This is a genomic window from Paraglaciecola aquimarina, from assembly GCF_032464635.1.
Classification (GTDB): domain Bacteria; phylum Pseudomonadota; class Gammaproteobacteria; order Enterobacterales; family Alteromonadaceae; genus Paraglaciecola; species Paraglaciecola aquimarina.
Genome location: NZ_JAWDIO010000002.1, coordinates 3,831,188 through 3,856,103, shown reverse-complemented (window position 1 = coordinate 3,856,103; position 24,916 = coordinate 3,831,188). Strand labels below are relative to the sequence as shown.

18 protein-coding genes and 6 pseudogenes are annotated in these 24,916 nt (G+C 42.4%); 23 read left to right on the top strand and 1 reads right to left on the bottom strand.

The genetic code is table 11. The features are described 5' to 3' along the window. Position 1: 1 nt before the first annotated feature. The 23 genes and pseudogenes from fliI to RS130_RS18905 all read left to right on the top strand — a co-directional run bounded on the left by fliI (position 2) and on the right by RS130_RS18905 (position 22,132). A complete protein-coding gene (gene fliI / locus RS130_RS19015) occupies positions 2-1,336 on the top strand; it encodes a flagellar protein export ATPase FliI (RefSeq protein WP_316027221.1) in 1,335 nt (444 codons plus the stop codon). A 4-nt stretch (positions 1,337-1,340) separates the two neighbouring features. Then, positions 1,341-1,781 (top strand): flagellar export protein FliJ, encoded by a 441-nt coding sequence (gene fliJ, locus RS130_RS19010; protein ID WP_316027220.1) that lies wholly within the window; start codon positions 1,341-1,343, stop codon positions 1,779-1,781. A 248-nt stretch (positions 1,782-2,029) separates the two neighbouring features. After that, complete coding sequence (locus RS130_RS19005; protein ID WP_316027219.1) at positions 2,030-4,147, top strand: flagellar hook-length control protein FliK; 2,118 nt, start codon at positions 2,030-2,032, stop codon at positions 4,145-4,147. A gap of 98 nt (positions 4,148-4,245) precedes the next feature. Next, positions 4,246-4,774, top strand: a pseudogene (fliL, locus tag RS130_RS19000) (flagellar basal body-associated protein FliL). Positions 4,775-4,802: 28 nt separating this feature from the next. Next, on the top strand, positions 4,803-5,861 hold the full coding sequence (fliM, locus tag RS130_RS18995) for a flagellar motor switch protein FliM (RefSeq protein ID WP_316027218.1): 1,059 nt from the start codon (positions 4,803-4,805) through the stop codon (positions 5,859-5,861). A 29-nt stretch (positions 5,862-5,890) separates the two neighbouring features. Next, positions 5,891-6,310 (top strand): flagellar motor switch protein FliN, encoded by a 420-nt coding sequence (gene fliN / locus RS130_RS18990; RefSeq protein ID WP_316027217.1) that lies wholly within the window; start codon positions 5,891-5,893, stop codon positions 6,308-6,310. After that, on the top strand, positions 6,270-6,785 hold the full coding sequence (gene fliO, locus RS130_RS18985) for a flagellar biosynthetic protein FliO (protein WP_316027216.1): 516 nt from the start codon (positions 6,270-6,272) through the stop codon (positions 6,783-6,785). Before fliN ends, fliO begins: the two co-directional genes overlap by 41 nt. Beyond that, positions 6,782-7,540 (top strand): flagellar type III secretion system pore protein FliP, encoded by a 759-nt coding sequence (fliP, locus tag RS130_RS18980; protein ID WP_316027215.1) that lies wholly within the window; start codon positions 6,782-6,784, stop codon positions 7,538-7,540. Before fliO ends, fliP begins: the two co-directional genes overlap by 4 nt. A gap of 3 nt (positions 7,541-7,543) precedes the next feature. Further along, positions 7,544-7,812: pseudogene (gene fliQ / locus RS130_RS18975) on the top strand (flagellar biosynthesis protein FliQ). A 32-nt stretch (positions 7,813-7,844) separates the two neighbouring features. Further along, entirely contained in the window at positions 7,845-8,624 is a 780-nt protein-coding gene (fliR, locus tag RS130_RS18970) for a flagellar biosynthetic protein FliR (RefSeq protein WP_316027214.1), read from the top strand. 30 nt (positions 8,625-8,654) lie between these two features. Further along, on the top strand, positions 8,655-9,779 hold the full coding sequence (gene flhB, locus RS130_RS18965) for a flagellar biosynthesis protein FlhB (RefSeq protein WP_316027213.1): 1,125 nt from the start codon (positions 8,655-8,657) through the stop codon (positions 9,777-9,779). Between the two features lie 194 nt (positions 9,780-9,973). Beyond that, positions 9,974-12,075, top strand: a pseudogene (flhA, locus tag RS130_RS18960) (flagellar biosynthesis protein FlhA). Between the two features lie 32 nt (positions 12,076-12,107). Further along, positions 12,108-13,415, top strand: coding sequence for a flagellar biosynthesis GTPase FlhF (gene flhF / locus RS130_RS18955; protein ID WP_316027212.1), 1,308 nt, complete (start codon positions 12,108-12,110; stop codon positions 13,413-13,415). Beyond that, positions 13,412-14,279, top strand: a pseudogene (locus RS130_RS18950) (MinD/ParA family ATP-binding protein). Before flhF ends, RS130_RS18950 begins: the two are co-directional and overlap by 4 nt. Continuing rightward, on the top strand, positions 14,276-15,013 hold the full coding sequence (locus tag RS130_RS18945; RefSeq protein ID WP_316027211.1) for an RNA polymerase sigma factor FliA: 738 nt from the start codon (positions 14,276-14,278) through the stop codon (positions 15,011-15,013). The pseudogene RS130_RS18950 and the gene RS130_RS18945 overlap by 4 nt, the downstream one beginning before the upstream one ends. Positions 15,014-15,061: 48 nt before the next feature. Continuing rightward, on the top strand, positions 15,062-15,430 hold the full coding sequence (locus tag RS130_RS18940; protein ID WP_428982810.1) for a chemotaxis response regulator CheY: 369 nt from the start codon (positions 15,062-15,064) through the stop codon (positions 15,428-15,430). Between the two features lie 41 nt (positions 15,431-15,471). Then, complete coding sequence (locus RS130_RS18935) at positions 15,472-16,227, top strand: protein phosphatase CheZ (protein WP_316028096.1); 756 nt, start codon at positions 15,472-15,474, stop codon at positions 16,225-16,227. Between the two features lie 11 nt (positions 16,228-16,238). Further along, a pseudogene (locus RS130_RS18930) lies at positions 16,239-18,384 on the top strand (chemotaxis protein CheA). A gap of 55 nt (positions 18,385-18,439) precedes the next feature. After that, positions 18,440-19,568 (top strand): annotated as a pseudogene (locus tag RS130_RS18925) (protein-glutamate methylesterase/protein-glutamine glutaminase). A 76-nt stretch (positions 19,569-19,644) separates the two neighbouring features. Continuing rightward, on the top strand, positions 19,645-20,430 hold the full coding sequence (locus RS130_RS18920; RefSeq protein ID WP_316027209.1) for a ParA family protein: 786 nt from the start codon (positions 19,645-19,647) through the stop codon (positions 20,428-20,430). Further along, positions 20,420-21,124 carry a chemotaxis protein CheW gene (locus RS130_RS18915; protein WP_316027208.1) on the top strand — a complete coding sequence of 235 codons (705 nt, stop codon included), beginning with the start codon at positions 20,420-20,422 and terminating at the stop codon, positions 21,122-21,124. Before RS130_RS18920 ends, RS130_RS18915 begins: the two co-directional genes overlap by 11 nt. 25 nt (positions 21,125-21,149) lie before the next feature. Then, entirely contained in the window at positions 21,150-21,644 is a 495-nt protein-coding gene (locus tag RS130_RS18910) for a chemotaxis protein CheW (protein WP_316027207.1), read from the top strand. A 77-nt stretch (positions 21,645-21,721) separates the two neighbouring features. Continuing rightward, entirely contained in the window at positions 21,722-22,132 is a 411-nt protein-coding gene (locus RS130_RS18905) for a DUF2802 domain-containing protein (RefSeq protein ID WP_316027206.1), read from the top strand. A gap of 315 nt (positions 22,133-22,447) precedes the next feature. Here RS130_RS18905 and RS130_RS18900 read toward each other — a convergent pair whose 3' ends face one another. Continuing rightward, positions 22,448-24,874 carry a TonB-dependent hemoglobin/transferrin/lactoferrin family receptor gene (locus tag RS130_RS18900; RefSeq protein ID WP_316027205.1) on the bottom strand — a complete coding sequence of 809 codons (2,427 nt, stop codon included), beginning with the start codon at positions 24,872-24,874 and terminating at the stop codon, positions 22,448-22,450. Between the last annotated feature and the right edge of the window lie 42 nt (positions 24,875-24,916).

The window sequence follows — 24,916 nt, the reverse complement described above, 5'->3', positions numbered from 1 at the left end:
CATGAGTGCAACCTTACTCGACCGAATTAAAACGCTAAAAGAACAAGTACCTCAGTCGCCGATTGTGGCCAGTGGCAAGCTAGTTCGAGGTATTGGCCTAACACTGGAGGCGGTAGGGTGCCAAATGCCTGTTGGAAGTCAATGTTTAGTCCAAACCGTCGACGGTGAAATTGAAGCTGAGGTGGTAGGGTTTGCCGAAGATATTACCTATTTAATGCCCACTGAAGCGGTAAAAGGCATAGTGCCGGGTTCTCGAGTTCAGCCACTAAATCGAGAACAAGGACTCGCGGTTGGCATGGAATTATTAGGCCGAGTTGTTGATGGTAATGGTCAACCTTTAGATGGCCTTGGACCGATCAAAACAGAAAAGCGTGTTCCTTTGACTCGCCCTCCCATGAACCCATTAATTCGTAAACCCATTACCCAACCTCTGGATGTTGGCGTTCGAGCGATCAATGCAATGGTCACAGTGGGGTCGGGACAACGAATGGGCTTATTTGCCGGTTCCGGAGTAGGTAAAAGCGTACTCATGGGCATGATGACCCGAGGAACAAAAGCTGATGTCGTAGTGGTGGGGCTAGTAGGTGAACGTGGCCGAGAAGTAAAGGAATTCATTCAGGATATTTTAGGTGAAGAGGAACGAAAGAAGTCTGTTGTGGTAGCCGCACCGGCTGATACATCGCCATTGATGCGTTTAAAAGGTTGCGAAACAGCGGTGACCATCGCCGAGTACTTTAGGGATCAAGGTTTCAACGTCTTATTGTTAGTTGACTCTCTTACTCGTTACGCGATGGCGCAACGAGAAATCGCATTAGCAGTGGGTGAACCTCCTGCCACTAAGGGTTATCCGCCTTCGGTTTTTGCTCGATTACCAGCGTTAGTTGAACGAGCCGGTAATGGTAGTGAAAATCAAGGTTCTATTACCGCCTTTTATACGGTATTAACCGAAGGGGATGACTTACAAGATCCTATTGCTGACGCAGCCCGAGCGATTTTAGATGGGCATATAGTGCTATCTCGAGCCTTAGCAGACTCAGGGCATTATCCGGCTATTGATGTAGAGGCCTCTATTAGCCGCGTGATGCCAATGGTAGTGTCTAAAGAGCATGAGCAAAGTGCCCGACGTATTCGGCAGGTTTACTCAAATTATCAGAGAAATAAAGATCTCATTACGATTGGCGCTTACACCAAAGGCACCGATCCTAGATTGGATTTAGCGATTACCGCCGAACCGGCAATTAATGCATTTTTGCAACAAGGTATGCATCAAATTCTCGATTTTGAACAAAGTGAAGCCGCCATGTCAGCACTGAGCGGCGGATTAGGAACAGGTTAACGTTATGGCTAATTCTCAACTAAAACTGGTCGCAGACTGGGAGCGCCAAAAAGAACAAAAGCTGGCGCAAGACTTTCAAATTGCTCAGAATTACGCTCAAGAAAATAAGCAAAAGTTATCGGGTTTAGAAAACTACCGATTAGACTATTTACGCCAAGCTCAAGTTAAGGCGAAGCAAGGCATAGGCAGTTTAACCTTTAATCAGCATCAACAATTTATTGGTAAATTAGATAAAGCGTGTGAGTTGCAAATGCAGCAAGTGGCGCAATCTGCCTTGGTTGCCGATCAGCGTAAGTCTCAATGGCTACAGCAGCAGAAAAAACGCAAAGCAGTAGATTTACTGATAGAAAAACAAAACATCGCTCAACAACAACGAGAAGCGAAGCAAGAACAAATAATGTTAGACGAGCTCACCTTACAGAAATTTATTCGCAACAAAGCTTAATCATACTATCCACATTCGCCTTTAATGCCCCAGTTTGTCAGCATGCTATAAAATAAATGATTAATATGTTTATAAGTTGGAATGGTCTTTGCTCTATTTCAACCTAGAGCCTAAAGTCAGATAAGAAAATGACTAATTGGTGACAGAGTACAGTATGGATTTTTTAAGCCCCCACCATGCTAATATTAATTTAGTGTTTTAAAACAGTTAGTTATCGTTTTGTTTTAAAACCAAAGGATGTAATTAGAATGATGCAACAAGTTGCCACCACAAAATCAGAAGTTGCCGTAAATGCCAACACGGCCGCTAATTCGGCAATGAATACCGCTACCAATAATACACAAGCGGAGCGACTGTTTGGGTCTGATTCAAATTCCAATAAAGAGTTTGAACAACTGTTACAGCAACAAAAAGCGAGTCACAAACAGGGGGCGCATTCGGGCTCGTCAACGGCAGAAAAACATAGCACCTCATCTACCTCTAAAAAGTCAGAGGCTACCGAACAAGAAAATAGATTAAGCCAACAGTCGACGGATGAGCAAAGAGAACAAAAACGTGCGCTCGACAATGCACAGTCCAAGCAAAATGAAACAGACTCAAAATCTACTTGGGAAACTAAAGGTCCGGCTAAGCCTAAACTTAAGCTGGATATCGTAGGCGATGGTGACGCTGCAGAGTGGGTGTCTCTAGTCGATAACTTACAAAAATTTTCACAAGGGCAAGCTAGTGACGGGGAACCTCTTACACCGAGCGCGATGGAAACACTCGTTGATAACCTATCTGCAGACAAATTAGAGGTTACCGAGGATGGTAAATCTGCCAATGATAGTGGCTCAGAAAGTGATAATGGATCTGAAAGTGAAGGTACAGATACGGCGAACAGTGCCACACTAACTGAAGTACCGAGCAGCAGTGAAGCTGTGGATGACAGTATGATTTTAAACATAGAAACGTCGGACGACTTTGCCAATTCTCCTTGGCTGTCGCAAAGCCTGCAGAGTGTAACAACGAAGCAAGACGGAAATGTTGATGTGGCAGGTGTTTCTCAAGCCAACGATGAATTATCAGAACTGACTGCTAATACTAAGCAAACCGACGCTAGAGCACTAGAGGCTCAGCAACAAACGGATAATGCAGAAGCTGAAACCGCCTCTTTGCTACCTGATCTAACTGAGCAAGAAAACCAAGCACTTTTGGGGGATTTACTGTCAGAATCGGCCCAAGTAGCTGTCGATAAATTGCTAAATAATAAGGGGCAATCTAACGCTGAGCAGCAGGTGGAAAACTTAGATGCAAGCGCTGCTGATAATAGTCAAGGGGTAGGGACGCTTGCTGCTGAGCAAGAACAGGAAATGGCAGAAAGTTTATTATCTGAAGCTGTGACATTGAATAAGCAGGTGGCAAGCGAGCAATCATCAAGCTCTCCTATACTGACACTGTCTACGTTACCAGATAATAAGCTGGATTCAGTCTTAACTAATTTAGCCGAGCGCTTGTTAGAAAAAGCAGCAGGAACAGAGCAGATTTCCCAAACTTCGACGGTTCGCGGGGAGTCCAGTCAAATATCTGAACTGAGCCATGCAATTACTTCACCGATAAAAGAGTTTGTCGCTTCCTTAAAAAGCGGTATTGCAGAGTTTAAAAATCAATTGGCGCAGGGACGAGAGCCTGGGATTGATCTTAAATCGTTAGTCACGGACTCAATCGATAAACTTGCCTCAGTTGCTACGTCGGGCGCAGTCGTAGAGGGGAGCGCGCAGGTACTGAGTAATTTCTCGCAAGTATTAGATTTTGCCGCGAATTTAAATAGAGCGATGGAGCAACAATCGAATTTGCATGGGCAGACATACAATGCCTTACAAAGAGAAGTGTCACAGATCCAGGGTGAACAAATAAAGCAAAGCCAATTGACCCAAGTTGAATCAAAATTTGAAAAAGCGGTGAACATCGCCAAACCTGAAGGGATCCAGCAGTTGGCGGAAAAGGTACGTTGGCTAGCCAACACAAAAAATTTGGTGGCTGAGATTAGATTAGATCCAGCAGAGTTGGGATCCGTCCATGTCAAAGTGGCAATGCAAGGGGAAGCGGCATCGGTCAATTTTGTAGTGCAATCTCAACAAGCCCGAGACGCAATGGATAATGCGGTGCCAAGATTGAGGGAGATGTTGGCTGAAAAAGGGATAGAGCTGGGCCAATCCTCTGTTAGACAAGAGTCTGACGGACAAGCACAGCAGGGTGATGAGCAACTTGCCGACGGCAATAGTTCGCCACTGGGGGGCGCGGAAGACGAAAATAACCTTGAACAAACTGATATTCAACAGAAAGTGGTAAATGGCGCCTTAGGTGGTATTGATTATTTCGTGTGATATTTTATGCAAGCAGGCAGAAAATTTGGTAAAGCTATTTGCCATTTTTTTGTAGCAACGGATAATGACAGCAAGATTGATTAAACAAAGAGAATTTCATGGCTGAAGAAGAATTACAATTAGAAGACGGTGGTAAGAAAAAAGCAAAATGCTGGTTATTATTATTGCTGTTGTCGTGTTGGTAGCGGGTGGTGGTGCCGCTTATTTTTTCTTGATGGGAGAGGATGATCCCACGACGGCGACCGAAATGACTGGCCTAGAAAGTGAAGGTGGTGATGCTTCGGCTGCAAATGGCGTGAAGCTAGTGAACGGCTTTGTATGTCGCTATGCCCAGACCTTTCGTTTTTAACGCTCCATAGTACACCACGAGAGCGTATTGTTGAAATTAAAGTGCAGCTGATGCTGAGAGGGTCTGACAACGAAGAAAAAGCAAAAATGCATATTCCTTTAATTGAAGGGGCGTTAGTTAGAGTTTTTGGCACGGCAAATGCTGATGAATTAGTAACAGAAGCGGGTAAATCCGCAATTCGCAGTAGTGCCCTGAAAGAAGTGCAAATTGTATTGACTGAAATTACCGGTAGTAAAGTTGTAGAAGAAGTATTGTTCACCGGTTTTGTGATGCAATAACGCTAATGACAGAAATGAGAGAATTAGATTGAGCGATTTATTATCCCAAGACGAGATTGATGCGCTACTCCATGGCGTAGACGATGTTGAAGAAGAAGAAATAAATGATGAAGAGTCGGATGGCTTAGCAACACAATATGACTTTTCTTCTCAAGATCGGATTGTGCGTGGAAGAATGCCTACGCTTGAGATAGTAAACGAACGCTTTGCCAGACATATGCGGGTTAGTTTGTTTAATATGATGCGTCGGTCTGCTGAGGTGTCTATTAATGGGATCCAAATGACAAAGTTTGGTGAGTACATCCATACTTTGTTTGTTCCAACTAGTTTGAATATGGTGCGTTTTCGTCCGTTAAAAGGCACAGGATTAATTACCATGGAAGCTAGATTGGTATTTATCTTGGTAGACAATTTCTTTGGTGGAGATGGGCGCTACCACGCTAAAATAGAAGGTCGGGAGTTTACCCCGACCGAACGTCGTATCATTCAAATGTTACTAAAATTAATTTTTGAAGATTACAAAGAAGCGTGGGCCCCGGTTATGGATGTTTCATTCGAATATTTAGACTCTGAAGTTAATCCTGCCATGGCTAATATTGTCAGTCCAACTGAGGTCGTAGTGATCAGTTCTTTTCACATTGAACTAGATGGAGGCGGTGGCGATTTTCACGTGTCATTACCTTATTCAATGTTAGAGCCTATTCGTGAATTATTAGATGCTGGTGTGCAAAGCGATAAAGAAGATACCGATTTGCGCTGGAGTAAAGCACTACGCGACGAAATTATGGATGTTAAGGTCGGCTTATCTACGCACATGATGGATATCGAGATCACCCTTGAAGATGTTATGAACTTAGAAGCGGGAAATATTTTACCTATAGAAATGCCTGAACATATTACGGTGTTAATTGAAGACCTACCTACTTTTAGGGCTAAAATGGGTCGTTCGAGAGACAACCTTGCGTTAAAGATTGTAGAAAAAATTCCGCGACCTACTTCAGTGAAGTCTGAGTTGCAACTGTTAACCAAAGGTGGTCGTAGAATCGATAGCGACGCCGAATTACAAACGCTTGAAGAAGATTTGTAAACTATTTACAGCGAGTATGGAGCTGAGTTATGAGTGAAGAAGACGGGTTAGATGATTGGGCCGCAGCGATGGCTGAGCAGGCTGATGAAGAAGCTAAAAAAGAAGGGAGTTCTGCTGAGTTTGGTGCGGATGCAGAGGTTGCTGAATTAGATGAGCTTGAAGAAGATCATGAGATAACGCCGAAAGAAAAGCGTAAGTTGGATACTATTTTGGATATTCCTGTAACCATTTCTATGGAAGTGGGCAGAAGTCATATTAGTATTCGAAATTTACTGCAATTAAACCAAGGTTCAGTGGTTGAATTGGATCGCGTTGCTGGTGAGCCATTAGATGTTTTAGTAAATGGCACGTTGATTGCTCATGGAGAAGTAGTAGTAGTCAACGACAAATTCGGGATTCGATTAACTGATGTTATTAGCCAACTGGAAAGAATCAAAAAGCTTAGGTAAAAATACTTCATATAAAACATGGGGTTGGAGTGTTTCAACTTCATGTTTATTCTGCTCTTTTACGGCTCATGCCGAGCCAGAAAGTTACTCAAATCCCACTTCAATAGTGTCAATTTTTCTTTCCTTATTGTTAGTTATTGGCGTGGTTTTTATGGTCGCGTTCTTAATGCGTCGGTTTAATGTCACTCAATCTAGCCATTCTCAATTAAAAATAGTGACATCGATGATGGCTGGCACCAGAGAGCGTGTGTTGGTCATCGAAGTAGGTGATGAACAGCATTTGCTAGGCGTAACGGCTCACAATATTAATCATTTAGCTAAATTGTCTACCCCCTTAGATACTACGCCAAGCAACAATAGTGAAAAGTTTAAAGATAAGTTGTCGTTATTCATGGCTGGGAAACTTAATCCTGCGATGAACGTTGATACTGACTCGGCAAAACATAGTCCGCGCGCTAATGGAGAGAAGCCATGAGATTTACGTGCTTGAAAGCCGCAACTTTATTGATCCTGCTGTTGGTTAGCGTATCGGCATTTTCGCAGCCTGAGATCCCAGCTTTAACCTTAACGGATAACCCAGATGGCAGCCAAGACTACACCATGACCTTACAAGTTGTGGCGATCATGACTTCATTAAGTTTGTTGCCAGCATTTATTATGATGATGACATCGTTTACTCGAATCATTATCGTGTTGTCTATTTTGCGGCAGGCTATAGGTTTACAGCAATCTCCGTCCAATCAAATTCTTATTGGTGTGAGCTTATTTTTATCCATGTTCATTATGGCGCCAGTATTTGAAAAAATGAATGAAACCGCGCTACAGCCATATTTGAATGAAGAAATCACTTCATTACAAGCTTATGAAATTGGTAAACAACCTCTTAGAGAATTTATGTTGTCACAGACACGGGTTAAAGATTTAGAAACCTTTGTTCAAATCGGCGGTATGGATGGTCAGTTTCAAGATCCACAAGATGTACCAATGAATGTGTTAATTCCTGCTTTTGTGACCAGCGAGCTTAAAACTGCATTTCAAATTGGCTTTATGTTGTTTATTCCCTTTCTCATTTTAGATTTGGTCGTGGCGTCAATTTTAATGGCTATGGGGATGATGATGTTGTCACCGATGATCGTGTCGTTGCCATTTAAGTTAATGTTGTTCGTGTTGGTTGATGGTTGGAATTTAATTTTTGGCACCTTGGCCAATAGTTTCGGAATGGGAGTGTAGCGAATGAGTCCTGAAGTCTTTGTTGAGATCCTTAAAGAAGCGTTACATATGGTTATTTTACTGGTGTCGGTCATTATTCTACCAAGCCTATTTGTTGGCTTAATCGTCGCTGTGTTTCAAGCTGCCACCTCAATCAATGAACAAACAATGAGTTTTTTGCCTCGCTTAATTGTAACGTTGTTAGCGTTAAGTTGGGGGGACACTGGCTTGTGCAAAAGCTGATGGACTTCACTTTTACAATGGTCGAGCGCATTCCTGAAGTTGTGGGTTGAATCATGTTATTCTTGCGCCGGAATAGTTAGTCATGGATATTGAAACGTCTACAATTATGCAGTATTTGGCAGATATGTTGTTGCCATTTATGCGTGTTTCTGGACTTTTTGCGTCTATGGTTGGGTTAAGCGCGAAAAGTGTGCCTATGACAACTCGCGCGCTGTTAACGCTATTTTTGACCTTGTTGATCATGCCAATGATACCGCCTGTGCAAGTGGCTGAACTCTTCTCTGTTGGAACCTTTTTGTTGGTTATTCAGCAAATTATCATTGGTGTGGCGCTAGGTTTTTTGTCCAATATGGTGTTAAACACTTTCGTTTTAGCTGGCCAAGTGGTGGCCATGCAAACAGGTTTAGGGTTTGCTTCAATAGTCGACCCAGTGAATGGGATTAACGTACCAGCTGTGGGGCAGTTTTATCTCATTTTGGCGACTTTACTTTTCTGGGCTCTAGATGGTCATTTAGCCATGATACGTATGGTAGTCATGAGTTTTGAAGCTTTTCCGATCGGTCAAGCTTGGTTTGCCCCAGAACAATTTCGCGATATCGCCCATTGGGCAGGTTGGATGTTTATTTCTGCCTTGACCCTGTCATTGGCACCAATCGTATCCCTATTAATTGTCAATCTAGCCTTCGGTGTAATGACCAAAGCAGCACCACAATTGAATATATTTAGTATCGGTTTTTCCATCGCACAAATTATGGGGTTGATTATTATCTGGCTGACTCTTGATAACTTAACCCATCATTTTGAAGTGATGTGGGATCGTGCGCAAACCATGATGTGCCAATTGGTTCAGGTGTGTCCATGATAATAGCTAAGAATAAGGGGAGGGTGATGCATGGCTGATTCAAATGAAAAAACCGAAGACCCCACCGCAAAAAAACAATCCGATGCCAAAAAGAAAGGGCAGATAGCCCGATCTAGAGAATTAGCCACTACCTTCGTTTTGATCTCTAGTGCGCTTACTTTTATTTTTATGGGAGCGGAAATTGCCAGCGCCTTGTTCGAGGTAACCCAACGAACCTTTACCCTGTCTAGAGATGAAACTTATGACTTTAAGCATATGTTTCAAGCATGGGGATTTGCTTTTGAAACCATTAGCTTCCCGGTCCTAGCCTATATGTTGATTGTGACCATTGCCGGAATATACGGCAATATTGCTCTTGGAGGATATAACTTTACTTGGCAAGGAGCGGCACCTAAAGCGTCAAAAATTAGTCCAATAGCGGGTTTTAAAAGAATGTTTGGCATGAATAGTCTGGTTGAATTACTTAAGGCTATTGCGAAATTTGTAGTGGTGGCCGCTATGGCTTATGTGGCGCTGGTTATCTTTAGAGATGAAGCTCTACATTTAGATATGGAGCTTTACCCGCTAAATTTATTTCATGCATTGGATCTGATCTCTTGGGCATTTTTACTGATGTGTTGCGCGTTGATCCCTATTGCGGTGTTTGATGTGCCTTATCAGCATTATAAGCATAACAAAGAAATGAAAATGTCGTTGCAAGAGGTCAAAGAAGAGCGAAAAAATGCCGAAGGTGATCCTCAAGTTAAAGGCAGGATCCGTAAATTGCAGTATCAAGCTGCAGCGAATCGCATGATGCAAGAAGTACCTAACGCAGATGTGGTAGTGACCAACCCCACTCATTATTCTGTAGCACTTAAATATGATCAGAATGGTACTCGGGCACCGGTACTTGTTGCCAAAGGGGTAGATGAAATGGCCATGCATATTCGAAAAATAGCCAAGGGAAATGATGTACCAATCGTCGCTTCTCCCATGCTTGCCCGAGCAATATATTATTCTACAGAAGCTGAACATGAGATCCCTGAAAAACTATTTATGGCAGTGGCGCAGGTACTGGCTTATGTGTATCAGTTAAAAGCTTACAATAAGGGCAAAGGCAAGAAGCCACCTCCACTTCGTAAAGATTTACCAATCCCGCCAGAATTAAGGCGATAACAGTCACGTATAGGCTCATACACTTTGCCGTGGGAGCTAATCAGTCCAACACCGCTAGATACTAAAAGAGCGTTATCGAGAGGTTCGGCTTATCCAGGATCCAGGTTACTTACATTCATTTTGAATACTTGGCGCAGTAGTTGCTTTTAGATAAGTTAATTATCCTAAAGTAACAAAGCGTCAAATTTTCGTTTATGCAACTAACTTCGTATTTGAATCGATTTGATAGAAACCAGTTTAAGTCTGCAGCGTCTGGCTTAGGGGCGCCTATCGTATTGCTCGCTATAATGGGTATGGTCATTTTGCCGATGCCGGCATTCTTATTAGATATTCTGTTTAGCTTCAACATAGCCTTGTCTTTAGTGGTTATTTTAGTGTCTGTATTTACCAAAAAACCGGTCGACTTTGGCATTTTTCCTCTGGTGTTATTGATCGCCACCGTACTTAGATTGGCCTTGAATGTTGCCTCTACTCGAATTGTGTTACTGGAGGGGCATGAAGGTGGGGCCGCTGCAGGTAAAGTGATTGAAGCATTTGGTGCTGTGGTTATTGGTGGTAATTACGCTGTTGGTATAGTGGTGTTTGCCATTTTATTAATCATTAACTTTAAAGTGGTAACCGCAGGTGCAGGCAGAATTTCAGAAGTCAGTGCACGGTTTACATTGGATGCGATGCTATAGGTAAACAAATGGCGATTGATGCAGATTTAAATGCCGGTTTTATTGATTCTGATGAAGCCCGTAAACGTCGTTTGGAAATTACAAGCGAAGCTGATTTTTACGGTTCGATGGATGGTGCGTCAAAGTTTGTTAAAGGTGATGCCGTAGCAGGTTTATTTATTATGTTAATAAACATAGTGGGTGGTTTGTTTATTGGCATGATCCAGCATGACTTAGCGTTTTCTGAAGCGATCGAAATATACACACTGTTGACTATCGGTGACGGCTTAGTTGCTCAAATCCCTTCATTACTCTTATCAGTGGCCACAGCGATAATTGTAACCCGTGAAAATGACTCTCAAGAAATGGGTTTAGAGCTTGGTAAACAACTAGGTAATCAACGGGCCTTATACATTACCAGTGGTATTTTATTTGTAATGGGGATTGTGCCCGGTATGCCACATATTGCCTTTTTAGGGTTTAGTGCGGCAGTTGGTGGTTATGCTTATTACTCTCATTGGTTAGCTGAGAAACGCAGAAATGAGCCAGATGTTACCAGTCAACTGCCTGAGCCAAGCTCACAACCGAAAGAGATCAAAGAGTTAGGTTGGGATGATGTTCAGCACGTAGATACTATTGGTTTAGAAGTGGGTTATCGCTTGATCCCATTAGTTGACAAAGCGCAAGGTGGTGAGCTGTTAACCAGAATTAAAGGTGTACGTAAAAAACTATCTCAAGAGTTAGGTTTTTTGATCCCGCCGGTGCACATTCGTGACAACTTAGATTTGAGTCCGAACAACTACACTATTGCCATGCTAGGGGTGACTGTGGGGATGTCAGAACTGAGTCATGATGATGAGTTAGCAATTAATCCGGAGCAGGTGTTTGGCAAATTAGAAGGTAAAGCCACCACCGATCCTGCCTTTGGGCTCGAAGCTGTGTGGATTAAAGCGTCACAAAGAGAGCATGCGCAAACACTAGGCTATACCGTAGTAGACGCTGCCACTGTTGTAGCCACACATTTAAGCCAACTGTTAACGAATAATGCCTATCAACTATTAGGGCATGAAGAAGTGCAGCAATTGCTTGACTTACTGGCTAAGCAAAGTCCTAAGTTGGTTGAAGGCCTAGTGCCTGATATTTTTGCCGTTAAGTACAGTCGTGAAAGTGCTGCAGACCCTGTTATATGAAGGTGTGCCAATTAGGGATATGCGCAGCATAGTGCAAACACTGTGCGAATTTGGGCCGAAGAGCCAAGACCCCGATGTCTTGGTGTCTGCTGTGAGAATTGCGCTGAAGAGATTGATCGTTCAAGAAATTAATAATGGCGAAGCAGAAATACCCGTCATTACCTTGGCTCCAGAGTTGGAACAGATGTTGCACCAGTCATTACAAGCTGGTGGGGCTGAAGGTGCTGGTATAGAGCCTGGCTTAGCAGAAAGACTGCAAGGTTCACTGAATGAAGCTGCGCAGCAGCAGAGTTGGCAGGCGAGCCCGCGGTTTTACTCACTTCAGGGATGTTACGTCCAGTATTATCGAAGTTTTTAAAACATTCAGTCAGCGGTTTGCATGTATTGTCATATCAGGAAATTCCTGATGATAAACAAATTAAAATAGTGAGTGCTGTGGGTCAATAAACTGACACATTTTACGCACATTAGGGGGTTATGTGAAAATCAGACGTTTTTATGGAAAAGACATGCGCGATGTGCTCAAACAAGTCAAAGACGAGTTGGGTGGCGACGCAGTGATCATGTCAAATAAAAAGCATGCAGATGGTATTGAGATAGTTGCTGCTTATGACAAAGAGCCTGATGCGCAAATAAAACCATCACCTAAACCGGCCTCTGCCAATGGGGCAAATGCTCAGGTCAGTACTCCTACCTTAAGTGAAATTATTGGAGATACTGGCCCAGATAGTTTAAAGGCCTTACTTGAGAAGCAATCGCAAGCTGCTTTAAAACAAACAGAGCCCTCTAGACCGTCTCAACCGACACAGAAATCTCATGTTGCTTCGCCACAACCATTAATTGCAGCGAGTGGACAAGAAAGTTTAGCGCTTAAAGAAATGCGCCAAGAGTTGTCTTCACTGCGAAACATTTTGCAGTTTCAGGTGTCCGGGCTTATCGAACAAGAAAACAACCGCAAGCATCCGTTGCATAGCTATCTGGTTAAAAAATTACTACAGATGGGGATCTCTAACAGCTTAGCTGAAGAAGTGGTGGCATACGCTCCCGAGTCCGCCAACGAACGTGAAGCATGGTTGTTTTTACTTAAGTTATTAGCCAATAGGTTACAAACTAAGCCAGATGACATTTTATCTCAGGCTGGTGTTGTTGCGTTGATGGGCCCAACGGGTACAGGTAAAACTACAACGGTGGCTAAATTAGCGGCCCAAGCTGCGCAAAAATATGGTCCAGAGCAAGTCGCCGTAGTGACAATCGATAATTATAGAATTGGTGCCTTTGAACAAATCGCAACTTACGGTAAAATTATTGGCTGTAACGTGAAAAAAGCGCAGAATGCTAGTGAATTGTCAGATTTACTTTATCAATTTAGAAATAAACGTTTAGTATTAATTGACACCGCTGGATTTGGCCAACAAGATGCTAGGCTAATCAAACAGTTAGATACAATTAAACAGAATTCTTGTGTTACAATCAGAAAATATTTAGTGATGCAGGCCAACTGTCAGTATCGTGTAATGCAACAAACGATTAAAGAGTATCGACAGGTTTCCTTGCAGGGGTGTATATTGACTAAATTAGACGAATGTTACAGTCTAGGAGAGGCAATTAGTGTGGCAATCGAAAACAAATTGCAGGTATGTTATTTAACCAATGGACAGAAAGTACCCGAAGATATGCAACCAGCAGATACAAAATTTTTAATTACAAGCGCTGCAAAGCTTTATAAAAAATTCGGTTTACTTCATACTGACACAAATCACATTACAAATGCAGCAGTGGCAGTATGATTGAGGACCAAGCAAGTAGCTTAAGAAGAATGAATCAATCTAGATTAATTAAAGTAATCGCCGTGACTGGCGGTAAAGGCGGCGTTGGTAAAACTAACGTCACATTAAATACTGCTATCTCACTTGCCCAGCAGGGTAAGCGTGTGATGGTGCTGGATGCGGATTTAGGCTTAGCCAATGTCGACGTTTTACTGGGACTAAGAGTTGAGAAGAATCTTTCTCATGTGTTGTCTGGTGAATGTACGTTAGATGAAGTGTTAGTCGAAGGTCCCTACGGCATCAAAATAGCACCCGCAACATCCGGTAGTCAGTCTATGGCTGAATTAACGCCTACTGAGCACGCTGGACTAATAAGAGCATTTAGTGAGTTGCAAGCACAAATTGATGTGCTGATCGTTGACACCGCTGCCGGTATCACGGATATGGTGTTGAGCTTTTCGAAAGCTTCACAAGATATTCTGATGGTAGTGTGTGATGAACCAACTTCACTAACCGATGCTTATGCACTGATTAAAATCTTGAATAAAGAGCACGGCATATTTAGGTTTAAAATTGTTGCTAACATGGTACGTAGCATGCGTGAAGGCGATGAATTATTCTCTAAGTTGACCAAAGTGACGAATCGATTCTTAGATGTCGCTTTGGAATTAGTTGCTGTCGTACCATTTGATGAAAATGTACGAAAATCGGTGAGAAAGCAAAAGGCTATTGTCGAAGCTTATCCTACATCTCCTGCAGCGATGGCTATTCGTCGTCTAGCTAAAAAGGCCATAGAATGGCCTATCCCCAATCAGCCGGGAGGCCATTTAGGAGTTCTTCTTAGAGCAACTGGTATCTAAGGATAAGGCGGGTAACGACCGGTGAATAGTAAAGCTTCTGCTTATCAACAACTGGCTGACAAAAACGACTTGGTTGAACGCCATGCTCCGTTAGTTAAACGTATTGCTCATCATCTAATGGCTAGATTACCAGCTAGCGTTATTGTTGATGACCTGATACAGGCCGGTATGATTGGACTACTAGAAGCATCGAGAAACTTCGATGGTAGTAAAGGCGCAAGTTTTGAAACCTTTGCTGGGATCAGGATCAGAGGCTCAATGCTAGATGAGATCCGCAAAGGCGATTGGACTCCCAGATCAGTGCACAAGAATGGTCGAGCAATTACAGAAGCCATCAATCAGGTTGAGCGAGAAACGGGTAGGGATGCTCGAGATGTCGATGTCGCTGAAAAATTAGAAGTGAGTATTGAAAGTTATCACCAGATGTTAAACGAAGTTAACGCTGGAAAAATAATTGGAATGGAAGATTTAGGTGTTACTGAAGATGTGGTAACGACCGAGCAAACCAAAGGGGCGAATTCGCCTTTTGATGATTTAGTACAAGGCTCATTCCAAAAAGCACTCGCGCACACTATCACCACTTTACCAGAGAGAGAGGCTATCGTTCTTTCCCTCTACTATGATGAAGAATTAAATCTTAGAGAAATTGGAGAAGTACTGGAAGTCAGTGAATCCAGAGTCAGTCAAATTCACAGCCAAGCTATGTTAAAGCTTAAGTCTAGAATGCAATCTTGGCGTATAAACGAAAATAGTAATTGAATTAAATTAGAGGTTGGGTCCTCACCGGAGGTGGTTTTGGATAAAAATATGAAGATTCTTGTTGTTGACGATTTTTCGACAATGCGACGAATCATAAAGAATTTGCTTAAAGATCTTGGTTTTACCAATATACAAGAAGCGGATGATGGAAATACGGCATTACCCATGTTGCAACAGGGTATTTTTGATTTTGTTATCACAGATTGGAATATGCCTGGTATGCAAGGAATTGATTTACTTAGAGCAATTCGAGCAGACGCCGATTTAAAACATCTTCCTGTGCTTATGGTGACAGCTGAAGCCAAGAAGAGCAAATTGTTGCGGCAGCGCAAGCTGGCAAATGGTTATGTTATTAAACCTTTTACTGCAGCTACACTTAAAGAGAAATTGGCGAAGATATTCGAACGTTTGGGTTAACTTCAACAGACTTGATTGAGAGAGCAGACTGTATGGCACCTATGAACAGACCGCCAATTTCATTAGAAAATGCACGAAAACTGGTCTCTTTAATTGAGGCAGGTAACAATCAAGCAGCCTATGAATTGCTTGACGAGACCAGTCAAAACAACTCGCTCGAGTTATTTTCAGAAGTCGGTAAATTAACCCGTCAATTGCATGATTCACTAAATAACTTTCAACTTGATCCACGTATCGTTGATATGGCCAATCAAAGTATCCCAGATGCAAAAACACGTTTAAGTTACGTAATGCAAACTACTGAAGATGCTGCGAATAAAACTATGGATATTGTGGACACATGCATGCCAATAGTAGAAAAATTGGCGGGAGATGTCGGAAACCTTGAGCCTGAGTGGGACAAGTTACTTGCTCGCAACCTTCAGCTTGGGGAGTTTAATCAACTGACAAAAGATATTGGTGTTTTCTTTAAAGAAGGTAATCAAGCGTTAGCTAAATTGAGCCAGCTATTAACTGAAGTCTTGCTTGCTCAAGGTTATCAAGATATTACCGGCCAAGTGATACGAAAAGTGATTGAGATAGTCAAAGAAGTCGAAGATAGTTTAGTACACATGCTAGCAATGTTCGGTGGGCTTGAAGTTGAAGGCAGTGATAATTCGTCTGAAAAGCCTAATAAATCTGAAAAGCAAGTCGATAGTATTAATGCTGAAGGCCCAATAATGGATGCTAAGAGCAGAGAAGATGTCGCGTCAGATCAAGATGATGTTGATGACTTGCTTTCGAGTCTTGGATTTTAGAGGTAGATAAAATGACGTTTGATGTTGACGAGGAAATACTTCAAGACTTTCTGGTTGAGGCCGGAGAGATATTGGAACAATTACAAGAGCAGCTCGTTGATTTAGAAAACAACCCAGAAGATGCCGATTTACTTAACGCAATTTTTCGCGGGTATCATACTGTAAAAGGTGGCGCTGGGTTTTTGTCATTAACCGAGTTAGTAGAAATTTGTCATGGTGCAGAGAATGTCTTTGACGTTATGCGCAATGGCCAACGGACACTCACCCCAGAGTTGATGGATGTTATTTTACAAGCTACAGATAACGTTGTTCAAATGTTTGATAACGTTAAGGCCGGCGAACCTCTAGTGGCAGCTGAGCAATCATTGATAGAAACATTAACCCGACTTAGTGTGCCTGAAACGGCTGCTGAGGCTTCTTCTTCTCAACCTCCTGCAAAACCCGAAGAAACTCAATCTACTGCTGTTGAAACGGAACAAAGTCCCAGTGCTGGAGATGATTTTAGCGAGGATGAGTTTGAAGCCTTGTTAGACGAATTACATGGTGATCAAGCTCCGTCAGCAAAAGACACGCCAGCTAGAGTCGAGACTATTGAGTCCAGTGATGACGATATTAGCGATGATGAATTTGAAGCTTTACTTGATCAATTGCATGGTAAAGGTCAATTCCTTGGTAATGAAACAGATGAAAAACCAGCGAAACCTGAAGTGATAGTCGTGCCAGAACCAAATGCGGACGCTGGTGAGGAAATTACCGATGATGAGTTTGAAGCACTGTTAGATGAATTACACGGCAAAGGTAAAGGGCCTGCGAAACAGAGTGAGCAGTCGCCAGCAACCCCCCAGAAGAAACTAAAAAAGTGGCACCTGTTACTCCAGTAGCGAAAAAAGCCGCTGCGCCACAGGCGCAAGAAAGTGCACCCAAAACCGCTGCAGCAAAAGTCAAAAAAGAAGAGAAAAAAGCGCCAGCGGCACCCTAGGCAGAAACGACTGTTCGAGTTGACACAAAACGACTAGATCAAATAATGAACATGGTTGGCGAATTGGTGTTAGTGAGAAATCGTTTATTGAGTTTAGGTGTCAATGTCAACGATGAAAGCATGACCAAAGCCATTGCTAATTTAGATGTCGTGACCGGTGATCTTCAGGGTGCAGTGATGAAAACTCGCATGCAGCCAATCAAAAAAGTATTTGGGCGATTCCCGCGTGTTGTGCGAGATTTGGCCAGAACCTTGAAAAAAGAAATTACTCTTGAACTCGAAGGTGAAGAAACAGATTTAGACAAAAACTTAGTCGAAGCTTTGGCTGACCCTTTAGTGCATTTAGTTCGAAATTCTGTCGATCACGGTATAGAGATGCCTGAAGATCGTAAGAAAGCCGGCAAGCCTACTTTAGGCACGGTTAAATTGTCAGCATCTCAAGAAGGTGATCACATACTTTTGAGCATAGTCGATGACGGCAAAGGAATGGATCCCGAAAAGCTCAAAGAAATTGCTATTTCTAGAGGTGTATTAGATGCAGATGCTGCCGCACGCATGACCGACATGGAAGCATTTAACTTGATTTTTGCTCAGGGTTTTCCACCAAAACTGAAATATCAGAAGTGTCAGGCCGCGGTGTGGGCATGGATGTGGTGAAAACTAAAATTAATCAGCTTAACGGCTCTGTCAATATTGATTCAGTTATGGGCGTAGGGACCACATTAGAGATAAAAGTCCCTCTTACCTTAGCTATCTTGCCAACCTTGATGATCGTGGTAGGCAACCAAACCTTTGCGCTCCCGCTTGGTTCGGTAAATGAAATTATTAATATGGATATTACCAAAACCAATACCGTTGACGGCCAACTGACTATGATTGTGCGCTCTAAGGCCATTCCTCTTTTTTATCTAAGTGAATGGCTAGGCCGCAAACAGAACACAGCCAGTATAGATAAATCTAAAGGTCATGTAGTGGTAGTTCAAATAGGCACTCAGCAACTTGGCTTTGTAGTAGATGCGTTAATTGGACAAGAAGAAGTAGTGATCAAACCTTTGGATGAATTGTTGCAAGGTACGTGCAGGTATGGCTGGTGCAACAATTACAAGTGATGGAGGCATAGCGTTGATATTAGATGTGCTTAAGGCCTATTGAAAAGGTATGCGGTTAAAAAATCTTAAGCATTGGGTCAAGTGAGCATAACAGTGACTTTTAATATAGGCAGAATAGCTAAAAATGGTGTACAGGGTCTTAATAGTTGATGATTCAACTTTTTTTCGTAAAAGAATAAGAAAAATACTAGAAGAAAATCCTGAGCTAGAAGTAGTAGGTGAAGCTAAAAATGGCCTAGAAGCGATTCAAAGTGTGGTATCTCTCACACCAGATGTAGTGACTATGGATATCGAAATGCCTGTGATGGATGGTATAACCGCAGTCAAAAGAATAATGGCAAATTCTCCTGTACCGATCTTAATGTTTTCTTCATTAACGAGTGAAGGGGCTAAGGCAACATTGGATGCGCTTGATGCTGGTGCCTTAGATTTTCTGCCTAAGAAATTTGAAGATATAGCGTTAAACAGAAAAGAAGCTGTTCTATTATTACAAAATAGGGTGAAAGCACTCTGTCGCAATAAAAGACTGGGGTTTAGTCACCATAGACACGCTCGGCAAACCACATTGCCCACAACGTCAAGACTGAGCGCGCGGCCTCGCATTACTAGCTCAGTCGATAGTATTGCGTCCAAGGTCGGGCAGTCGCGGGCTGCATTTTTTAGTAGCGCTAAAAGATACCAATGCTTAGCGATAGGCGCCTCAACAGGTGGGCCTATCGCATTGCAAAAAATATTAACTGACTTACCAGCAACGTTTCCCGTGCCGATTGTGATAGTACAACATATGCCTGGGACGTTTACTGAAGCATTTGCTAAACGATTAAATGACTTGTGTAAAATCACTATTAGCGAAGCAAAAACCGGCGATGTTCTAAAAAAGGGCCATTGTTATTTGGCGTACAGGTGGAAAACAAATGGTCGTGTCGGGGCCTGAAAATGCGGCAAGAATTACTATTGTAGATACGACTGAGGGCACAGCCCAGACCTATAAACCCAGCGTAGACGTAACCTTTACCTCGTTAACTAAGGTCTACCAAGGCAATGTACTGGCGGTTATATTAACCGGAATGGGGACGGATGGAAAAGAAGGTTGCAGAGCGTTGAAGGCTAAAGGAGCCACCATTTGGGCGCAAGATAAAAATAGCTGCGTAGTGTATGGTATGCCTCAAGCTGTCACTGTTTCAAACATTGCTGAGGTTAATTATGATATTGCGCAGATGGCAAATTTTATCCAAAAAGAAATGATAAAATGACAGTGCAACCACAACAATATGTATCCCATATTTTTCAGGTAAATTGCTTCTTCATAAGTATTTGGTGGAGAAGGACTTGGTAGTTTGGACGATTGCCAATCATAAAGGCGGGGTAGGCAAAACGACTACTGCGGTGACATTGGGCGGGCTACTCGCTCAAGCCGGGCAACGGGTGTTAATTATTGATACCGACCCTCAGGCGTCGATGAGTTATTATTTTGGGGTTGATTCAGAGCAACTTAGTTTAAGTTTGTATGACGTATTTAATGGCGCCAAAACGTTAAACAAAGAGATGATTATGGATAGTTTATGCCCAACTAAATTAGACTCTTTGTATATTTTACCAGCCACTATGGCCTTGGCTACGCTCGATCGAAAGTTAGGCACGCAAAGTGGAATGGGCTTAATTTTACGTCGCGCGTTGGATAAAATCTCAGACGAATTTGACTTTGTTATAATTGATTGTCCGCCAGTGTTAGGGGTTTTAATGATTAACGCTATTGCTGCGTGTGATCGTGTTATTGTGCCTGTGCAAACCGAGTTTCTTGCATTGAAAGGTTTAGACCGAATAATGCACTCATTGGAATTAGTACAAAAGTCACTGGCCAAAAACTTGGTGTTTAGCATAGTGCCAACTATGTATGATAGGCGCGTCAAGGCGGCAACAGAGGCTTTTCGCACGCTGAATGAAACCTATGAAAGTACTGTGTGGAAAGGGGTGATCCCTATCGATACTAAATTTAGAGATGCTAGCCAAGCCCAGAGCCCCCCTTCGGTGTTTAGCCCTAAATCTCGAGGCGTATTAGCTTATACGGCCTTGCTGACTTACTTAATCAAATTGGATCGAAACAATGAGCCGTAATCCTTTTGCAAATGAAAATGTGATGGAAGATTATATGTCTGCATTGTTGACAGATGAGCCTGCGGTTGATGACTTGCATCGACAGTCTGTCGAGACACTATTAAAAACTGCGCCTGCTCCAAGAAGTGAGCCATTTGAACTCGATAAAATGTCAGCGCCCAGTGTCGAGCCTTTACAAGCTAAAGTTATTTTATCTGAGGTCGAAGAAGAGTCGATAGTCAAAAATAAAGTCATTGCTCCTAAGATCCCAGAGACGGAGTTTCAAGTTTTATTGTTTGAAGTGGCAGGGTTAACCTTGGCGGTGCCACTAACTGAATTAGGCGGCATTCATGAAATGAATAGCGTCAACCCTTTATTTGGTAAACCAAGTTGGTTTAAAGGTGTATTATTACACCGTGAAGAAAAATATAATGTAGTGGATACTACAAAGTGGATAATGCCAGAAAAATCTGTTGATAAACTGGCAGAATCGACAAAATATCAATATCTTATAGTATTAGGTGAAAGTGGTTGGGGATTAGGTTGTGAGAACTTAATAACGACCGAAACATTAATGCCGGACGATGTTAAGTGGCGCAATGTTGAAGGTAGTCGCCCTTGGCTATTTGGAATGGTAAAAAAGAAAATGTGTGCCTTGATTAACGTACAACAAATGATAAGTATGTTAAACCAAGGTTTAAGCAGTAATGATTAACTTATATTAGGCCGGAGCAATCGGAATGAATGATGAGCGAAGTTCAAATAATACTATAGCAGCAAATGGTGACGAGGTTTTCCAGTGGGTGACCTATAAGTTAGGCGAAGAAACTTATGGTATTAATGTCATGCAAGTACAAGAAGTACTTCGTTATTCAGAAATTGCTCCCGTGCCAGGTGCACCGGATTATGTACTAGGCATTATTAACCTAAGGGGTAATGTAGTAACTGTTATCGACACCCGGTCTCGCTTTGGTTTGCCTTCTGCCGATGTGTCTGATAGTACCCGTGTGGTGATTATCGAGTCAGACGATCAAGTGGTGGGTATTTTAGTCGACAGCGTAGCTGAAGTGGTGTATTTACGGTCTTCTGAGATTGATAGTGCGCCTAACGTGGGGACTGAAGAAAGTGCGAAATTCATTCAAGGCGTAAGCAATAGAGATGGACAATTGTTGATCCTAGTCGATTTGAATAAATTACTAAGTGATGATGAATGGAGTGAAATCATTAACATTTAGCAAAGCACTGGATTTGGCTAGCGAATATTAGCTAGCCTGAAGTAGTCTTTAATTCATTAACTAGAAACGAGATAGATATGGACCTAGCAATAGTGATAAGTTTGGTTGCGGTAGGCATATCATGTTTGTTGGTGATCCTATTGATCAAAGTCATAATGACTAATCGAACGCAAGCTCGCTTACTTGATAGTCAATCACAGCAATTGGCTATACATTCCCAAAAGATTAGTAATTTTGCTAATGAGTTACACGAGGTTAGAACCGGTAGTTACGCCACAGTAAGTCGTTTGAAAGACTTAACCAGTCAGTTAGAACAATTGCGTGACGCCCAGCAAAATATAGTCGAACAAGATCCCCAAAGCCGATTTTATAATAAAGGGGTGAAATTGATTAGTCAGGGCGCGACAGTCGAAGATGTGATGCGTGAATGTGAAATGCCTCTTGCCGAAGCTGAGCTTTTGTATAATTTACATCACAACCAACAGTAATTATGTCGAAAAATTCCACGCTATTCTGACAAAACCATGATATGTGCGTCCTTGCACTTATTGTTATTCCCTCGGTTGTTCCCGTCAAATACCTTCATATTGTGCAAAAAATGCTTTTCGACACTTATTAAGGGGCTAAGTTACCTGAGCTCTAGATAAGAAGTATTGTTTAAGCTAAACAATCCAACACCGCTAGACACAAAAGTGCGTTATCCAGAGGTTCGGCTTATCCAAAATTCAGCTTATTTATCTTGAGCTCTGGTTACCTATTTGGCGTTGCTATTAATCACAGCTAAAAGTGTAAATAAGCTCAGCTTAAAAAGTGTATGTCATAGTGACCGCGAACTGGCGACCGGGCTCTGAGTATCGGTCTATTCCGTCACCTGTTACTCCACCAAAGAATCCACCAGAGCCTTCACGTACATTTCTTACTTTCTGCCATAGTGAATATTCTTCATCAAACAAGTTGGTCACATTGGCTCGTAGTTTCAAGTTGTCTGAAACATTGTACCAAGCCATAATATCTATCACCGTGGCACTATCGCTGTAGAATACGGCAGTGTAGCTATCATCTTGGTCTTTGCCGTCAATCAATCTGGCATAACTAGAGAGGCCCCAATTATAGTCACCAGAATGATAGTTCAGTCCTACGACAGTGTTATCAGGCGCAATGCTTTCCAACGGATCGCCTTTTTCGAAGGAGGCATTCACATTACTTTCAGAGTTACCCACAACAGTATTGTTGTATTCGCCAGACGTGTGAGAGTGAGAGAGGCTCGCATACCATTGTGGTGTGATATTCCACGTAGCATCTAATTCAAAACCTTCAACTGTGATTTCACCCGTGTTAGTGGGCACGCCCCAGGTATCTTCAGTGACTTGTGACACAGTCCAGCATTCGTCGCCGATAATAGTATCGTTGCAACCTGATACGCGAGTATTGAGTGTTGCAGAGGTGATAGGCGTAGCAAAATTTCGAGACTGATTAATATTGATGATCATATTGCTGTAATCTGAACGAAAAGCACTAAGCTTAAGGCTACCTTTGTCACTATTCCATTGATACGCCAGCTCATAATTAATGCTCTCTTCAGCTTCTAAATCAGGGTTGGTCACTGTGTCTAAATCGGTTTCAACCCGTCCGTTAGGAATGTAAGAAACACTACCAGTGTCAGGGTCTACAACTCGTTCACTATCTGCAAATTCATCGCTACCATTGGTGTTTAAGTACAATTGTTGGGTAGTCGGGGCTTTAAAACCGCTGCCTACACTGGCAATGAAATGATGATTTGGCTGAAATTCATAATTAACCATTAACTGCCCACTTAGGGCAGAAAACTCCGCATCTTTTACCGAGCCAGTTGGGTCAATAAAGGTCTCGTCAGTTTGTGGAGAATAACGGGTGTCGTCGTAGCGTAACCCCGCCGTTATGGTGAACTGCTGGTTTAACGAAATAGTGTCTTGTGCATAAAGAGTCCAGGTATCGCTGTCAGTTTTAGGCACCCAAGAAGGGTCGACAATGGGATAGCCGTTTCTCAGGCCTGTGTCTTTAGTTAAGCCATTGTAACGAACGTCTTGTAAGTGATTTTCTACTTCAGTACTTTGTGTGGTCAGTCCATAAATAAGGTCATGGCTGGTGTTACTTGAGTGAAAAGATTTAGCCAAGTCTAGGTTAAAATTAGTTAACTCTTGAGTATAGTTTCTATCTTCAACTCTCAAGTAAGCGGTATCGCCACTACCAAAGGAAAATGCTGTGATGCCAGTGGTATAGATTTCTTGCTGGTTGAGTGTCAGTTCAAGGTTATCAAATGCGCCATTATTGGCTTGCCACTTGTAAAACAAACCTATGCGTTCACGATCAGAGTCATCAGTATTGTTAAAATCATAGTAGCTTGCAGACTGTCTGGATAATGGCGTGCCAAGTGTTTGACTTTCAAAGTTCTCAAACACCACGCCTAATTCTTGCTGTTCAGACAAATGATAAGAGAGCTTAACTAACACATTTTGTTTTTCTTGCTCAAATGCATCAGCTTGACCACGCTCGGCACCTTCAATATCTGCACCATTGCCATGTGCGCTTGTCTCGTTTCCATCGCGCTGGGTAAAAATAAGTAAACCTTCGAAATTACCGGTGCGGTTTGCCACCGCTAAACTGGCCAAGGTTTCATTATTGCGTCCATCAAACCCGAGTTTGACATTACCAGCTGTGGCATTGCCAGTGGCTGGTAAAAAGTCGCTGGCATCTTTAGTGGTGTACATAACGGCACCACCTAAGGCGCCACTGCCGGCTAGGATTGAACTGGCTCCTTTGACTATCTCAATACTTTTAACACTTTCTGGTTCAATTGCATTTCGGGTTGAACTGTACATGCCATAGCGACTAAAAGTAGTGGGATTAAGACTCTCGCCTTGAGATAAACCATCTAACGTAATAGCGACCGCATCACCTTCCATACCGCGTATATTGAAACCGTTATCACCAAATCTGTTACCAGTATTATTCACTGACACACCGCTAATATACCGGACGGTGTCGTTTATATCGGTAATCATTTGCGAGTCCACCGTATCTGCATCTAGGACTTGAATATTTTGCTTGTTATTGCTTTGTTGTTGGCTACCTACTTTTGTTTTTTCTAAGCTAACTTGAGCGCTGATAGTTGGGCTGAGTAAAGTAGCTAACGCAGCTGCAAGTAAGGTTTTTTGTAAAGCATGTGTTTTCCTTTTTCTTAAATAATGCAAATGAGTGTGATTCGTATTTAGTTTGAGGGGTGGGTTAATCCA

What these genes read in the sequence shown, in the direction of transcription:
- fliI (WP_316027221.1), top strand. Translation starts at nt 2, where the DNA reads ATGAGTGCAACCTTACTCGACCGAATTAAAACGCTAAAAGAACAAGTA.
- fliJ (WP_316027220.1), top strand. Translation starts at nt 1,341, where the DNA reads ATGGCTAATTCTCAACTAAAACTGGTCGCAGACTGGGAGCGCCAAAAA.
- RS130_RS19005 (WP_316027219.1), top strand. Translation starts at nt 2,030, where the DNA reads ATGATGCAACAAGTTGCCACCACAAAATCAGAAGTTGCCGTAAATGCC.
- fliN (WP_316027217.1), top strand. Translation starts at nt 5,891, where the DNA reads ATGAGTGAAGAAGACGGGTTAGATGATTGGGCCGCAGCGATGGCTGAG.
- fliO (WP_316027216.1), top strand. Translation starts at nt 6,270, where the DNA reads ATGTTATTAGCCAACTGGAAAGAATCAAAAAGCTTAGGTAAAAATACT.
- fliP (WP_316027215.1), top strand. Translation starts at nt 6,782, where the DNA reads ATGAGATTTACGTGCTTGAAAGCCGCAACTTTATTGATCCTGCTGTTG.
- fliR (WP_316027214.1), top strand. Translation starts at nt 7,845, where the DNA reads ATGGATATTGAAACGTCTACAATTATGCAGTATTTGGCAGATATGTTG.
- flhB (WP_316027213.1), top strand. Translation starts at nt 8,655, where the DNA reads ATGGCTGATTCAAATGAAAAAACCGAAGACCCCACCGCAAAAAAACAA.
- RS130_RS18940 (WP_428982810.1), top strand. Translation starts at nt 15,062, where the DNA reads ATGAAGATTCTTGTTGTTGACGATTTTTCGACAATGCGACGAATCATA.
- RS130_RS18935 (WP_316028096.1), top strand. Translation starts at nt 15,472, where the DNA reads ATGAACAGACCGCCAATTTCATTAGAAAATGCACGAAAACTGGTCTCT.
- RS130_RS18915 (WP_316027208.1), top strand. Translation starts at nt 20,420, where the DNA reads ATGAGCCGTAATCCTTTTGCAAATGAAAATGTGATGGAAGATTATATG.
- RS130_RS18910 (WP_316027207.1), top strand. Translation starts at nt 21,150, where the DNA reads ATGAATGATGAGCGAAGTTCAAATAATACTATAGCAGCAAATGGTGAC.
- RS130_RS18905 (WP_316027206.1), top strand. Translation starts at nt 21,722, where the DNA reads ATGGACCTAGCAATAGTGATAAGTTTGGTTGCGGTAGGCATATCATGT.